This is a genomic window from Aquabacterium sp., from assembly GCF_016234775.1.
Classification (GTDB): domain Bacteria; phylum Pseudomonadota; class Gammaproteobacteria; order Burkholderiales; family Burkholderiaceae_C; genus Aquabacterium.
This window is the reverse complement of the sequence record NZ_JACRAH010000036.1, coordinates 193,494-207,451: the sequence shown is the minus strand read 5'-3', so window position 1 is coordinate 207,451 and position 13,958 is coordinate 193,494. Positions and strand designations below refer to the sequence as shown.

Here is a 13,958-nt window from a genome sequence, read left to right as displayed (position 1 = left end):
AATTGGCACTAGACTTCCACCCTGAACGATGTCTCGCAGAAGAGAAGAGGACCCTCATGAAGATCTTGCTCCCCGTTGATGGCAGCGCCTATACCAAGCGCATGCTGGCCTGGCTGACCACCCATGAAGAATGGCTCAGCGGTGCACATGAATTCACGGTGCTCACCGTGGTGCCCATGATCCCGCCTCATGCAGCCTCCATGTTCCCGGCTGACCAGCTCAAGACCTATTACGACGACACGGCTGAGGGCACCTTCAAGCCCATCCGCAAGTTCACAGCCAAACACGATCTGGCCACCAGCTATGTAGCCAAAACCGGCCACGCGCCGGAAGTGATCTCCAAGCTGGCCGACAAGGGCAAGTTCGACCTGATCATCATGGGCTCGCATGGCCACAGCAACCTGATGAACCTGGTCACCGGCTCGGTGGCCACACAGGTGCTGGCACGCTGCAAGACGCCCGTTCTGCTGGTGCGCTGATCCAGCGAGCTGCACTGCAGACATGACAAGGCCCGCTTCAAGCGGGCCTTTTGCATAGGTCCATCCAGGTTGTTGGCCTGGGCGACGTCCTGCGCCGCCAGATCATCAAGGCGCGCTGGCAGCCGATGCTGGCGCTGACGCGACCGGTGCCGTGTGCACCACCACACCAGGCGAGATGGAAATGTCATCCACCGCCGTCACCCTGGTGATGTAGTAGCGTGTATCGCCAAAACAGCTGGTAGGCAGGCCCACCTTCTCTTCATAGTGCAGGGACACTCGCTTGCCGATGAACTTGTTCAGATCGTCGGCCACCTTGTCATCCCAAATGGTGAAGGGAAACTTTTCCAGCGGTGCACCGGGTTGCGACACCAGGGCCAGCTCGCCTTCCCAGGTCTTGCAGACCCAGCCCTTTCGGGAGAGCTTCTGCACCCAGCCGGCACGCTCGCCGTCGGAGTAACTCCACTTGATCGCGCCCACGAAGTACGCGACGGGCAGAACCAGTATCAGCAAGGCGATGAAGATGCGTTTGATGGTCATGTCGAAAAAAGCGCCTGAATGAAGAATTCAAGGCGCTATGTTGACATGAAACAGCCCTCGCTCAGGCCAGCCTGAATTGACCCACCGCATGCAGCAGTTGCTGCGCCTGATCACGCAGGCTGGAAGCCGCCGCGCTGGATTCCTCCACCAGGGCCGCGTTCTGCTGCGTGGTCTGATCCAGTTGGGTCACGGCCTGGTTCACCTGCAGGATGCCCAGATGCTGCTGCTCGCTGCCCGATGCAATCTCCGACATCAACTGACTGACCTGCTGTACCTGGCTGACCAGTCGCTCGATGGACTCGCCTGTCTGCGATGCCAGGGCGTAGCCTTCGTCCACGCTTTCGGAACTGGCGCTGATCAGCGTCTTGATCTCGCGCGCAGCCTGGGCTGAACGCTGAGCCAGACTGCGCACTTCGGAGGCAACGACGGCAAAACCGCGCCCCTGCTCACCCGCCCGCGCGGCCTCAACGGCCGCATTGAGCGCCAGGATATTGGTCTGGAAGGCAATGCCATCGATCACGGCATTGATCTCGGCAATGCGGCGGCTGGACTGCTGGATGGCAGACATCTTGGTCACCACTTGCGAGAAGGTCTGCCCACTGCGTTCGGCCTCGGCGGCCGCCTGCAAGGCCAGTTGATTGGCGCTTTGGGCCGTGCTGGCGTTGTTGCTCACCGTGGCGGACATCTCCTCCATCGACGAGGCTGTCTGCTCCAGCGAGGAGGCCTGATTCTCGGTGCGCGCACTCAGATCCATATTGCCTTGCGCAATCTGCGTGGAAGCTGTTGCCACCGACTCGCTGGCATCTTTGATGCCACCGATAACCTGTTTGAACTGGTTCACCGCCGTGCCCATGGCACGTACCAACTGGCCAATCTCGTCACGTTGCTCCGCGTGCATGGCCTGGCTCAGATCTCCTTTGGCCATGGCCTCCGCCACCCGCACGGCCCCGTGCACGGTACGGGTGGTCAGGCGCGTGATGACAAAAGCCAGCCCAGCCCCCAAGACCAGCATGGCTACCATCACGGCAACCGTCAGCCAGACTTGGCGGGTTTCACCGGCAACGCGCGCCTCCAGCCTCACATGGAGCCGTTTGACGATCGCCTCGCTGACCGAAAATTGAGCCTCAATCACGTCGGTCATGCCCTTGAAATAGGTCGCAGAATCGAGGCCGGCAAGGTCTTGCGCCTGAACGATTTGCCCTATCAGTTCCTGACCACGCACCTGCGCAGCGGTGGCCTCATTGAACGTGGTCAACAGCCCGCTTGCTTCGCCGTCTTGGGCGATACCCGATTTATCGATATCCCGAGCGGCGTCCAGCGCGTGTACCTTCATGCCATCCCGCAAGCTCGCAAGGGCGTAGGCCTCTGTCGACGCAGGGTCTTTCCTGACCAGCATGGCCGTGCCCTTGGCGCGAGACAGGCCCAGCTTCTCAGTCAACCTCGGCAGGTCCCTGAAAGCCGCCGTGATGAGGTAGTAGCACTGCGCATCGGCATCCAGCGCCAGTCCAGACTCACCAACAACGTCTTCCAGCAGCAGCAGCTGACGATTCACCAGTTCGGTATGGCGCTTGACACTGACCGGCGTGTCCAGTCCGCCTGAAGCCACCTCTTGCGCCAGGGCTTGCCAATCACGCTTCAAGGCTGCCACGCCAGCCTCCAACTGAGGCTCACTCAAATCAATCAGGGCATGTTGAACGCCTTCAATAGCCTGATCGACTTGCGCCTGCCGCTCCTGTCGAACCGATTGCTTGCTGGCATCACCACTGAGCACAGCGGCAGACAAACCCCGGTGCTCCTGCGTGAGTCGAATCAGTTTGAGCATGGACTCCGAGGGGGCAAGGCCTTTGACCTCGTCGCGCAAGACTTGCAGATTACCAACCGATTCACTCAGTACCAGCACCGACGGCGCACCGGCCATCAGCAAGGCCACCACGCTCAACAAAATGAACTTGTGCCGCAGTGGCAGGTTGGCTATCCATGTTGATATCACTTGGGGTTCCTCACGTTCTCTAGAAATGCGATGGGCCGGCCGTTCAACGCTTTGGCCCCATGGCAGGTTGCGTCGATGTCGGCATGCCTGGACGCGAGGCGCAGCACCATATTGGTGCCAGAGTATTGGTCATACCCTGCTGGAACATATTTACGTCCGCGCAAGCTGCGACTTGAGTTCGGTAGCGAAACAAATGTGGTTCAAGCTGTTCTTTCGGACGACAGATTTCCTGGCTGCGCCAGCACAGTCATGAATCCCTCTCTAGAATGTTTGCGCTCCTGCTGTGGGCATCTTCCTGCAGCAGCTTGTCAGCGCAAGGTGTCTCATGTCCGATATCCGCATACGCGGTGCCCGCCAGCACAATCTCAAGAACCTCGATCTGGACATCCATACGGGTGAGCTGACGGTCGTGACCGGCCCCAGTGGTTCGGGCAAGTCGTCGCTGGTGTTTGACACCCTGTACGCCGAAGGCCAGCGCCGCTATGTCGAGACCTTCAGTGCCTATGCACGGCAGTTCCTGGATCGCATGGACCGCCCGGCGGTTGACCGCGTGGAGGGTGTGCCTCCGGCCATCGCCATCGACCAGACCAACCCTGTGCGCACCTCGCGCTCGACGGTCGGCACGATGACCGAGCTGAACGACCATCTGAAGCTGCTTTTTGCGCGTGCTGCGCAACTGTTCGATCAGGATACGGGTTTGCTGGTGCGCGAGGACACACCGCAATCCGTGTTGGAGGCATTGCTCACGCAATGCGCCGCCACACCAGGTGGGCGTCGCGTCGTGATCACGTTTGGCGCCGAGTTGCCCGCCAACACGAGCCCTGAGCAGATGCAGGAATGGCTGTCGGTCAGCGGCTTCTCGCGCATCCAGGCGCAGCGGGTGGTCAAGACGAGCTTGTTGCCCACGGCCGCGCTGACATCCGCCCAGGCATCGGCAGAGGCTAAAGAGGCAAATGGCACCACGCCCGCCAAGAAAAAAGCCGCAGCCAAGAAGGCCAGCAAGGCTGCCGGCAAGAAGAACACGGACGAAACCAGCGCCGACATCGCGGCCGATGAGCGCCTGGTGCTCGACGTGGTGGCCGACCGTTTCCGCATCGGTGCCGATCCCACTGGCGCCGATCTGGACCGTCCCCGCGTGATGGAAGCCCTGGAGGTGGCGTTCAAGCGTGGCAGCGGCCACATCACGGTCTACGCCCTGCCAGAGGGTGAAGGAAGCGCCGGGCCGTCCCAAGCTTCCTTGTCCCCCACGGGGGGCGGGCTGGGCATGGCCCAGACCTCGGGGCAGACGGGATCGGAACCAGAGTTGTGGCGCTTCTCGGCTGGCCTGCATTGCCCGGACAGCCACCGCCGCTACAGCGCGCCCACACCGGGCATGTTCTCGTTCAACTCGGCAGCGGGGGCCTGCCCGGCCTGCCGGGGCTTTGGCCGCGTGATTGGCGTGGACTGGGGCCTGGTCATCCCCGATGGCAAGAAGACGCTGCGCGGCGGCGCCATCAAGCCGCTGCAAACGCCCGCCTGGGCCGACTGCCAGGCCGACCTGATCAAGTACGCCGGTGATGCCGGTATCCCACGCGACACCACCTGGGCCCAGATGACGCCCGAGCACAAGGCCTGGGTGCTGGATGGCGACCCCACCTGGAAGGGCAACTGGAACAAGCAGTGGTACGGCATCAAGCGCTTCTTCGAGTACCTGGAGAGCAAGGCCTACAAGATGCACATCCGCGTGCTCTTGTCCAAGTACCGCAGCTACACCACCTGCCCCACTTGCGATGGCGCGCGTCTGCAGCCTGAATCGCTGTTGTGGCGCCTGGGCTCACGCGAAGATGCCGATGCCGTGCTGGCGCCGAGCAAGCGCTTCAAGCCGCATGGCACAGGCATGTCCCGCGCGGTGTTCGAGGCCCTGCCCGGCCTGAGCCTGCATGACGTCATGCTCATGCCCATCTCGCAGCTGCAGCGCTTCTTCTCCTTCGTGACGCTGGCCAACCGTGGCGACAACGACGCGCTGGCCTTGCTGCTCGACGAGATCCGAACGCGCCTGAAGTACCTCGTGGATGTGGGCCTGGGCTACCTGACGCTGGACCGCCAGAGCCGCACGCTCTCTGGTGGCGAAGTGCAGCGCATCAACCTAACCACGGCCCTGGGCACCTCGCTCGTCAACACCCTGTTCGTGCTGGACGAGCCCAGCATCGGCCTGCACCCGCGCGACATGGACCGCATCAACGTGGCCATGCAACGCCTGGTCGATGCCGGCAACACGCTGGTGGTGGTCGAGCATGACCCCGCCGTGATGCTGGCCGCCGACCGCGTGATCGACCTCGGGCCAGGCCCGGGCCATCAAGGTGGCCGCATCGTGTTCGATGGCACGCCCGAAGATCTCAAGAAGGCAGAGACACTGACGGGCACCTACCTGGGTGCGCGCCGCACCATCGGCATGGGCCTGCGCCGCACGGTGCAAGACAACACGCCCAAGCTGATTTTGCAAGGGGCCCGACAGCACAACCTGCAAAACCTGAACATTGAATTCCCGCTGCAGCGCCTGGTGGGCGTGACAGGTGTGAGTGGCTCGGGCAAGTCCACGCTGATCCAGGACATCCTGCATCCCGCTCTGCTGCGCCACTTCGGCCAAGCCACCGACTCTCCGGGCGAGCACGATGAACTGCTCGGCGCCGACTGGCTGAGCGCGGTCAACTTCGTCGACCAATCGCCGATCGGCAAGACGGCCCGCTCGAACCCCGCCAGCTACGTGGGGGCGTTCGATGCGGTGCGCACGATCTTTGCCGTGACCCCACTGGCGCGCGAACGCCAGTACACCGCCGGCACCTTCAGCTTCAACGCGGGCACGGGCCGTTGCGCCACCTGCGGCGGCTCGGGCTTCGAGCACGTGGAGATGCAGTTCCTCAGCGACGTCTACCTGCGCTGCCCGGATTGCGATGGCACACGCTTCCGTGCCGAGGTGCGCGAGGTCAAGATCGAACGCCTGGGCAAACAGCTGTCCATCTCGGATGTGCTGGAGCTGACCGTGGCCGAAGCCGTGCGCCTGTTCGGCCAGGATGTCGATGTGGTGCGCGCCTTGCAGCCCCTGCACGACGTGGGCCTGGACTACGTCAAGCTGGGCCAGCCCGTGCCGACCTTGTCGGGTGGTGAAGCGCAGCGCCTCAAGCTCGCCGGCCACCTGGTCGAGACCGCGCAGCAAGCCAGCAAGTCCGGCCAGCGCATGGCGCGCAAAGGCACGCTCTTCATGTTCGACGAGCCCACCACCGGCCTGCACTTCGACGACATCGCCAAGCTGATGCGGGCCTTTGCCAAGCTGCTGGATGCGGGCCACTCCATCATCCTGATCGAGCACAACCTGGATGTGATCCGCGCCTGTGACTGGCTGATCGAACTGGGCCCCGAAGGCGGTGATGCCGGCGGCCAGTTGGTGGCCTTTGGCCCGCCAGAGGAAGTGCGGCTGAAGCACACGGCCACCGGCGTGGCCCTGCGTGAATACGAATCGGCGCTGGGCCTGAGTGCGCCCGGCGGCGAAGAACAAGCAGCTCAGGCCACCAAGGCCACCAAAGGCAAGGCCACGAGCAAGGCCAGCAAAGCCGCTGCGGATGAGGCCGAGGCCAACACCGCCGTGGTCGCCATGGAGCGAGAAGCCGCCTACGAACTGGGCCTGGCCGACAAGCTGCGCGACGATGCGGGCACCTCCTTGCAAGCCATCATCAAGGCCCGCCGCGAACGCCGTCGTGAGGCCGCAGCCAAGGCCCCAGGCCACGACAGCATCGAGGTGGTCAACGCCCATGAGAACAACCTCAAGGGCATGAGCGTGCACATCCCGCGCGGCAAGTTCAACGTGATCACGGGGGTCTCAGGCTCGGGCAAATCCACGCTTGCGTTCGACATCCTCTTCAACGAAGGCCAGCGCCGTTATCTGGAATCGCTCAACGCCTATGCCCGTTCGCTTGTCCAGCCTGCGGGCCGGCCTGAGGTGGATGCGGTGTATGGCATCCCGCCCACCGTGGCCATCGAACAGCGCCTGTCACGCGGTGGCCGCAAGAGCACCGTGGGCACCACCACCGAAGTGCACCACTTCCTGCGCCTGCTGTTCGTCAAGCTGGGCGTGCAACACTGCACCAACCCCGCCTGCTGCGATGCCGACGGCCACCCCATGGCCGTGCTGCCGCAAACCCCCGAGGCCATCGCGGCCCAATGGGTGCGCGATTACCGCGGCCAGCACATCGGCCTGATGGCGCCGCTGGTGGTGAACCGCAAGGGCATCTACACCGAGCTGGCCAAGTGGGCCTCCAGCAAGGGCTTCACCCACCTGCGCGTGGACGGCGAGTTCCTGCCCAGCGCAGGCTGGGGCACGGCAGGTGGCCCCAAGATCGACCGCTACCGCGAGCACACCATCGAACTGCCGGTGGGTGACGTGGTGGTCAAACCCGAGAACGAAGGCAAGTTGCGCGAGTTGCTGGCCTCCGCGCTGGAACACGGCAAGGGCGTAGTCCACCTGATCACCGGGCTGGAAGGCCTGTCTGAAGCGCTGGCCACCGGCAAGTCCACCCTGCACATGGGCCGCGTCAAGGTGTTCTCGACCGAGCGCGCCTGCCCCAGCTGCGGCACCAGCTACCCCGAGCTGGACCCTCGCCTGTTCTCGTACAACAGCAAGCACGGCTGGTGCCCTGAATGCGTGGGCACCGGCCTGGCCCTGACGCGAGAACAGCGCAAGGTGATGGACGACTCGCAGACCGACGAGAACAAGGGACGCGAGCAGACTTTTGCAGAACCCGACGTCGATGACGTGACCGATGCCGAATGCGAAAGCTGCCATGGCGCACGGCTGAATCCGGTGGCGCGTGCGGTTCAATTGCGCGGCCAGTCCATCGCGCAACTCTCAGCCCTGTCGGTCAAGGACGCGCGCAAGTGGGGCGAGAAGCTCAAGCTCGATGGCCGTGAAGCCACCATCGCCCGCGACATCGTCAGCGAGATCAAGAGCCGCCTGAGCTTCATGGAGCAGGTCGGCCTGGGCTACCTGAGCCTGGACCGTGCGGCGCCCACCTTGTCGGGTGGTGAAGCACAGCGCATCCGCCTGGCGGCCCAATTGGGATCGAACCTGCAAGGCGTCTGCTATGTGCTGGACGAGCCCACCATCGGCCTGCACCCGCGCGACAACCAGTTGCTGCTTGAAGCCCTGCACACGCTGGGTAAAGAGGGCAACACGCTGGTCGTGGTCGAGCACGATGAAGACACCATCCGCCGCGCCGAGCACATCATCGACATCGGCCCTGGCGCCGGTGTGCGTGGCGGCACCGTGGTGGCCGAAGGCACCGTGGCCGACATCATGGCGGCAGAGAACTCCGTTACCGGCCGCTGCCTGCGCTCACCCATGGCACACCCGATCGGCGAGCGCCGCGCCATCACACCCGATACCCCGCAACTCAGCATCAAGAAGGCCCGGCTGCACAACCTGGACAAGGTCAGCGTCAACGTGCCTTTGCAGCGCCTGGTGGCAGTGACCGGCGTGTCCGGCTCCGGCAAGTCCACCATCGCCCGTGATGTGCTGCTGGCCAACGTGCAGACCGCCGTCAGCATCCCCCCGAAGGAACGCGCCAAAGCCGCACCGCTATGGGTTGGCTGCGACGGCGTCGAAGGCTGGGGGGCGGTCGACCGCGTGCTCGAAGTCGACCAGACACCGATCGGTAAGACCCCACGCTCCTGCCCGGCCACCTACATCGGCTTCTGGGACACCATCCGCAAGCTGTTTGCCGATACGCTCGAAGCCCGCGCACGCGGCTGGGGCGCCGGCCGCTTCAGCTTCAACACGGGTGAAGGCCGCTGCCCGGCTTGCGAAGGCCAGGGCATCCGCACCATCGAGATGGCCTTCCTGCCCGATGTGAAGGTGCACTGCGACACCTGCAACGGCATGCGCTTCAACCCCGAAACGCTGGCCGCCACCTGGCGCGGCAAACACATCGGCGACGTGCTCAAGATGGAAGTGGACGAGGCCGTCGAGTTCTTCGGCACCATGCCCTCCATCGCGCACCCGCTCAAGCTGCTGCAGGACGTGGGCCTGGGTTACCTGACGCTGGGCCAGCCCTCACCCACGCTGTCAGGCGGCGAAGCGCAACGCATCAAGCTGGTGACCGAACTCAGCAAGGTGCGCGACGACATCACCCGCCGTGGTCAGAAGGCGCCGCACACGCTGTACGTGCTGGATGAACCCACGGTGGGCCTGCACCTGGCCGACGTGGAAAAACTCATCCGCGTGCTGCACAGGCTGGTTGACGGTGGCCACAGCGTGGTCGTGATCGAACACGATCTGGATGTGATCGCCGAAGCCGACTGGATCATCGACATGGGCCCTGAAGGGGGCACGGGCGGCGGCAAGGTCGCAGCCGAAGGCACGCCCGATGACATCGTCGGCAAGAAGACGCACACCGGGGTGGCGCTCAAAGGCGTGCTGCACCGCGCCACCAGGCAGAACTGAACCATGCGGCGCCTTTCCGCGCCCATCCATTCAGCCCATCAGCTCACGCCAACAGAAGCCCGTGCCCTGTGCAGCTTGTTGTAGCTGTCGATCAGACGCTGGTGCCTGTCGAGGCCCTCCAACTTCATGCTGGTTGGCGTCAAGCCATAAAAGCGCACGCTGCCATTCACCGATCCAATGACAGCGTCCATGCGCGGGTTGCCAAACATACGGCGGAAGTTGGCTTCGTAATCTTCCAAAGCCATCTCGTCGTCCAGCACCACTTCCAGCACCACGTTCAAGGCCTGGTAAAACAAGCCGCGCTCGACCGTGTTGTCGTTGTATTGCAAGAAGGCGCCCACCAGTTCCTGCGCGTCCTCCAATTGCCCCAAAGCGAGGTGGACCAGCAGCTTGAGCTCCAGAATGGTCAACTGACCCCAGGTCGTGTTCTCGTCGAACTCGATGCCAATCAAGGTGCTGATGTCGTTGTAGTCATCCAGCTCGCTGTCCATCAAACGATCGAGCAATGCTTCAAGCTGATCGTCGTCCAGGCGGTGCAAGTTCAGGATATCGGCGCGGAACAACAAGGCCTTGTTGGTGTTATCCCAAATCAAATCCTCAACCGGATAGACCTCCGAGTAGCCCGGCACCAGGATCCGGCAGGCCGTGGCGCCCAACTGGTCATACACCGCCACATACACTTCCTTGCCCATGTCTTCGAGGATGCCGAACAAGGCGGCGGCCTCCTCGGCATTGGCGTTGGCACCTTGGCGAGAAAAGTCCCACTCGACGAACTCATGATCTGCTTTGGCGCTGAAGAAGCGCCACGACACCACACCACTGGAGTCGATGAAGTGCTCGACGAAGTTATTGGGCTCCGTCACGGCGTTGCTCACAAAGGTCGGGCGGGGCAAGTCATTCAGCCCTTCAAAACTGCGCCCCTGCAGCAGCTCCGTCAGACTGCGCTCCAGCGCCACTTCAAAGCTGGGGTGCGCGCCGAACGAGGCAAACACGCCGCCGGTCTTCGGGTTCATCAGCGTCACGCACATCAGCGGGTACTTGCCACCCAGTGATGCATCCTTCACCAACACCGGAAAGCCTTGCTCTTCCAACCCTTGAATGCCCGCCAGAATGCCTGGGTATTGGGCCAGCACCTCTTGCGGCACATCGGGCAGTGCGATTTCGCCCTCCAGGATCTCGCGCTTGACTGCACGTTCGAATATTTCTGACAGGCATTGCACTTGCGCTTCAGCCAAGGTATTGCCTGCACTCATGCCATTGCTGACATACAGGTTTTCGATCAGATTGGATGGGAAATAGACGACCTGACCGTCAGACTGGCGGACATAGGGCAAGGCGCAAATACCGCGTTGCACAAGGCCTGAATTGGTGTCGATCAGATGTGAGCCGCGCAGCTCACCATCGGGGTTGTAGATGGCCAGGCAGTGCTCATCGAGCATGTCATCCGGCAACGCATCGTCAGGACCAGGCTTGAACCAGCGTTCGTTCGGGTAATGCACAAACGCCGCATTGGCGATGTCTTCACCCCAGAACTGACCGCCGTAGAAGTGGTTGCAGCTCAGGCGTTCGATGTACTCGCCCAAGGCCGACGCGAGGGCACTCTCCTTGGTCGCCCCCTTGCCATTGGTGAAACACATGGGGGAGTGCGCATCGCGGATATGCAGCGACCACACATTGGGAACGATGTTGCGCCATGACGCAATTTCGATCTTGATGCCCAGAGCAGCCAAGGTCCCCGACATGTTCGCGATGGTTTGCTCAAGCGGCAGATCCTTGCCTGCAATATAGGTGCTCGTTGATGCATCCGGCTTCAAGGTCAGCAAGGACTGCGCGTCCGCATCCAGGTTTTCCACCTGCTCGATCACGAACTCAGGCCCGGCTTGCACCACCTTTTTCACCGTACAACGGTCGATGGACCGCAAGATACCCTGGCGGTCTTTGTCGGATATATCCGCTGGCAGCTCGACCTGGATCTTGAAGATCTGCTGGTAGCGATTCTCCGGGTCAACAATGTTGTTCTGAGACAGGCGGATATTGTCGGTAGGGATATCGCGCGTGACGCAGTACAGCTTCACAAAGTAAGCCGCACACAAGGCGGATGAAGCCAGAAAATAGTCAAATGGCCCAGGAGCCGAGCCATCGCCTTTGTAGCGGATGGGCTGATCGGCCACCACGGTGAAGTCATCGAACTTGGCTTCGAGACGAAGCTTGTCGAGAAAATTGACTTTGATTTCCATTCGAAAACTCGCGAAGCAGGGTGGGCGCACATTTTGCACGACTACAGCGATGCGGCTGGCAGCATGAGTGCCGTCAGTTCATACGCTGGCTGAGCACGCTAAGCGGCAGCGTGGCCACGGGCTACACGGGCGATATCACGCCGGTCGATTGCGACATAGTGCTCAAGAACGCCCAAAAACTGCCGATACAGGCAGACGATGGACAGCCAACCTCAATCCTTCATCAGCCGACAGTTCAGCAACCGCAATGCGGCTTCCGCATTCTGGAAGCTGATGCACAAAGTGGCCGTGGTGGCGGGCGCCACGCACGTGATGTTCCTGGGCCTGTTCTACGGCCTGGGTGCGCATTCGCTGGCCTGGGTCAACCTGGGCAGCGTCTTCCTGTTTGGCACCAGCTACCTGTGCCTGAAACATCGCCTCAATCTGCTGGCCGTCAGCCTCATCGTGGCGGAAATCCTGGCTCACGCGGTGCTGGCCGTGCGCGCCATCGGCTGGGATAGCGGCTTTCACTATTACCTGCTGGTGATGGTACCCATCGTGGTCATCAGCCAGATGAAAATCCGCGCCTTCAAACAGGTGTTGATCAGCACGGTGCTGGCGCTCTATGTCGGCATGGACTACACACTGCGCGATCTTGTCCCATATGACCACGTCAGCACACAGACCCTCGCCGCTTTGCGTTACTTCAACATCGCGGTCACCTTCCTGCTGCTGACCTATCTCTCCAACATCTACCTGAAGCTGGTGACCAAGGCCGAGAAGGATCTGCGCGTGCTGGCCACGACCGACCCGCTCACCCACCTGCTCAATCGCCGCAGCCTGATGGAAGTGGCCGAATACGAGCTCGTTCAACGCCGCCGCAACCATGCCCCACTGGCTTTCGTGCTGGCCGACATCGATCACTTCAAAGGCATCAACGACGAGTACGGTCACGCCGCTGGCGACACGGTGCTCACCGCTGTCAGCCAGCTCCTGCGCCAGGCACTGCGCGAGCAGGACAGCGTCGCCCGATGGGGCGGCGAAGAGTTCCTGATCCTGATGCCCAATGCCACGCTGGAAATGGCCAGCACCGTGGCCGAACGCCTGCGCCAGCAGATTGCGGCCATTGAGGTCCCGTTCGAAGGGCAGCAGATCAAGGTCAGCATGACCTTTGGCGTGAGCTGCCACCACGATGACGAGTCCATCGAGGCTCCTGTCAACCGCGCCGACACGGCCCTCTACAAGGGCAAGCTCTCAGGCCGCAATCAGGTGGTGGCCGAAGTGGCCTGAACACCCAGGCCATGCGCCCACAAGGCCACGGTGACCAGCGCCAGGGCCGTGGTCCACAAGATCACACGGGCCACCAAGGTGGTGTTGGCGCCTTCTCGCTCGGCCAGCATGGAGACATTGCTGGCTGAAGGCAGTGCCGCCGCCATGGTCACGGTCAACAAGCCAAAACTGGTCAAGGGCACGCCGGCACGCTGCAAGGCCCAGCCCACACCGCACACGATGAGTGGGTGCACCACCAGCTTCAGCAAGGCCGGCACCCAGATCCCCGGCATGACCGCGCCCGCGCGCGCAGGCTGCATCTGCGCACGCGCCAGGATCGCACCCAGCGTGAACAAGGCCGTGGGCGTGGCCGACAGGCCCAGCAAACGCACGGTTTCATCCACAGGCTGAGGCAGGTGCCAGCCCATGCCCGCGAACAACATGCCCACGGCCATCGACCACAACAGCGGATTGCGCAGTGCGCCCTTGAGCGAGGCCTGCGCAGCATGCCAGGCCTCGTGCGGATCATCACCAGGTGCGTCTTGCGCCGCGTGGGAATGCGCCCAGGCCAGGCACACGGAGCTCAAGAGCAGCACATCCACGATGAGGGTCGCCGCCACTGGCCCAGCTGCCTTCGGCCCGAGCAGCCCCGTCAGCAAAGGCAGGCCCAGAAAACCCGTGTTCGGAAAGGCGGTGACCAGCGCCACCAGCCCGCCATCACGACGGATCAAGCCAACGCGCACGCTCCAGATCAAGGCCAGCAAGGTGATCAGGGAGCCCGCCACGCCGTACGCGAGCAGCAAGCCCAGCAAGCCCTCCTGCATCAAGGCACCACTGGCGCTGAGCCGAAATACCATGGCAGACAGGCCGAAATACAGCACGAAGCTGTTGAGCGCCCCGATGCCATCGAGCGGCAGCACGCCGCGCCGCGCCGCGCCCCAGCCCAGCAGAACCAGGGCAAAAAAAGGCACGAACAGAAGCAGCAGATCGATCAT

General features: G+C 62.7%; 7 protein-coding genes. 3 read left to right on the top strand and 4 right to left on the bottom strand.

Going from position 1 to position 13,958, the window contains the following annotated elements; genetic code table 11:
* Positions 1–56 precede the first annotated feature (56 nt).
* Positions 57–479: a universal stress protein gene (locus HY836_RS11020; RefSeq protein ID WP_290676196.1), complete on the top strand. Its 423-nt coding sequence runs from the start codon at positions 57–59 to the stop codon at positions 477–479.
* A 105-nt stretch (positions 480–584) separates the two neighbouring features.
* Here the strand turns inward: HY836_RS11020 and HY836_RS11015 are convergent, their stop codons facing one another.
* Positions 585–1,016 (bottom strand): hypothetical protein, encoded by a 432-nt coding sequence (locus HY836_RS11015; protein WP_290676195.1) that lies wholly within the window; start codon positions 1,014–1,016, stop codon positions 585–587.
* A gap of 61 nt (positions 1,017–1,077) precedes the next feature.
* A complete protein-coding gene (locus tag HY836_RS11010; protein WP_290676194.1) occupies positions 1,078–3,006 on the bottom strand; it encodes a methyl-accepting chemotaxis protein in 1,929 nt (642 codons plus the stop codon).
* 325 nt (positions 3,007–3,331) lie between these two features.
* On the opposite strand from HY836_RS11010, the gene HY836_RS11005 reads away from it, so the two are divergent.
* On the top strand, positions 3,332–9,478 hold the full coding sequence (locus HY836_RS11005) for an excinuclease ABC subunit UvrA (protein ID WP_290676193.1): 6,147 nt from the start codon (positions 3,332–3,334) through the stop codon (positions 9,476–9,478).
* Between the two features lie 38 nt (positions 9,479–9,516).
* On the opposite strand, the gene HY836_RS11000 is transcribed toward HY836_RS11005, so the two are convergent.
* Positions 9,517–11,715 (bottom strand): OsmC domain/YcaO domain-containing protein, encoded by a 2,199-nt coding sequence (locus HY836_RS11000; protein WP_290676192.1) that lies wholly within the window; start codon positions 11,713–11,715, stop codon positions 9,517–9,519.
* A gap of 198 nt (positions 11,716–11,913) precedes the next feature.
* Between HY836_RS11000 and HY836_RS10995 the strand changes: the two genes are divergently transcribed.
* Complete coding sequence (locus tag HY836_RS10995; RefSeq protein ID WP_290676191.1) at positions 11,914–12,984, top strand: GGDEF domain-containing protein; 1,071 nt, start codon at positions 11,914–11,916, stop codon at positions 12,982–12,984.
* On the opposite strand, the gene HY836_RS10990 is transcribed toward HY836_RS10995, so the two are convergent.
* Entirely contained in the window at positions 12,960–13,958 is a 999-nt protein-coding gene (locus HY836_RS10990) for an AEC family transporter (RefSeq protein WP_290676190.1), read from the bottom strand. The genes HY836_RS10995 and HY836_RS10990 overlap by 25 nt on opposite strands.

Coding starts and splice junctions, on each gene's coding strand:
- HY836_RS10995 (WP_290676191.1), top strand. CDS start 11,914: ATGGACAGCCAACCTCAATCCTTCATCAGCCGACAGTTCAGCAACCGC.
- HY836_RS11005 (WP_290676193.1), top strand. CDS start 3,332: ATGTCCGATATCCGCATACGCGGTGCCCGCCAGCACAATCTCAAGAAC.
- HY836_RS11000 (WP_290676192.1), bottom strand. CDS start 11,715: ATGGAAATCAAAGTCAATTTTCTCGACAAGCTTCGTCTCGAAGCCAAG.
- HY836_RS10990 (WP_290676190.1), bottom strand. CDS start 13,958: ATGATCGATCTGCTGCTTCTGTTCGTGCCTTTTTTTGCCCTGGTTCTG.
- HY836_RS11020 (WP_290676196.1), top strand. CDS start 57: ATGAAGATCTTGCTCCCCGTTGATGGCAGCGCCTATACCAAGCGCATG.
- HY836_RS11015 (WP_290676195.1), bottom strand. CDS start 1,016: ATGACCATCAAACGCATCTTCATCGCCTTGCTGATACTGGTTCTGCCC.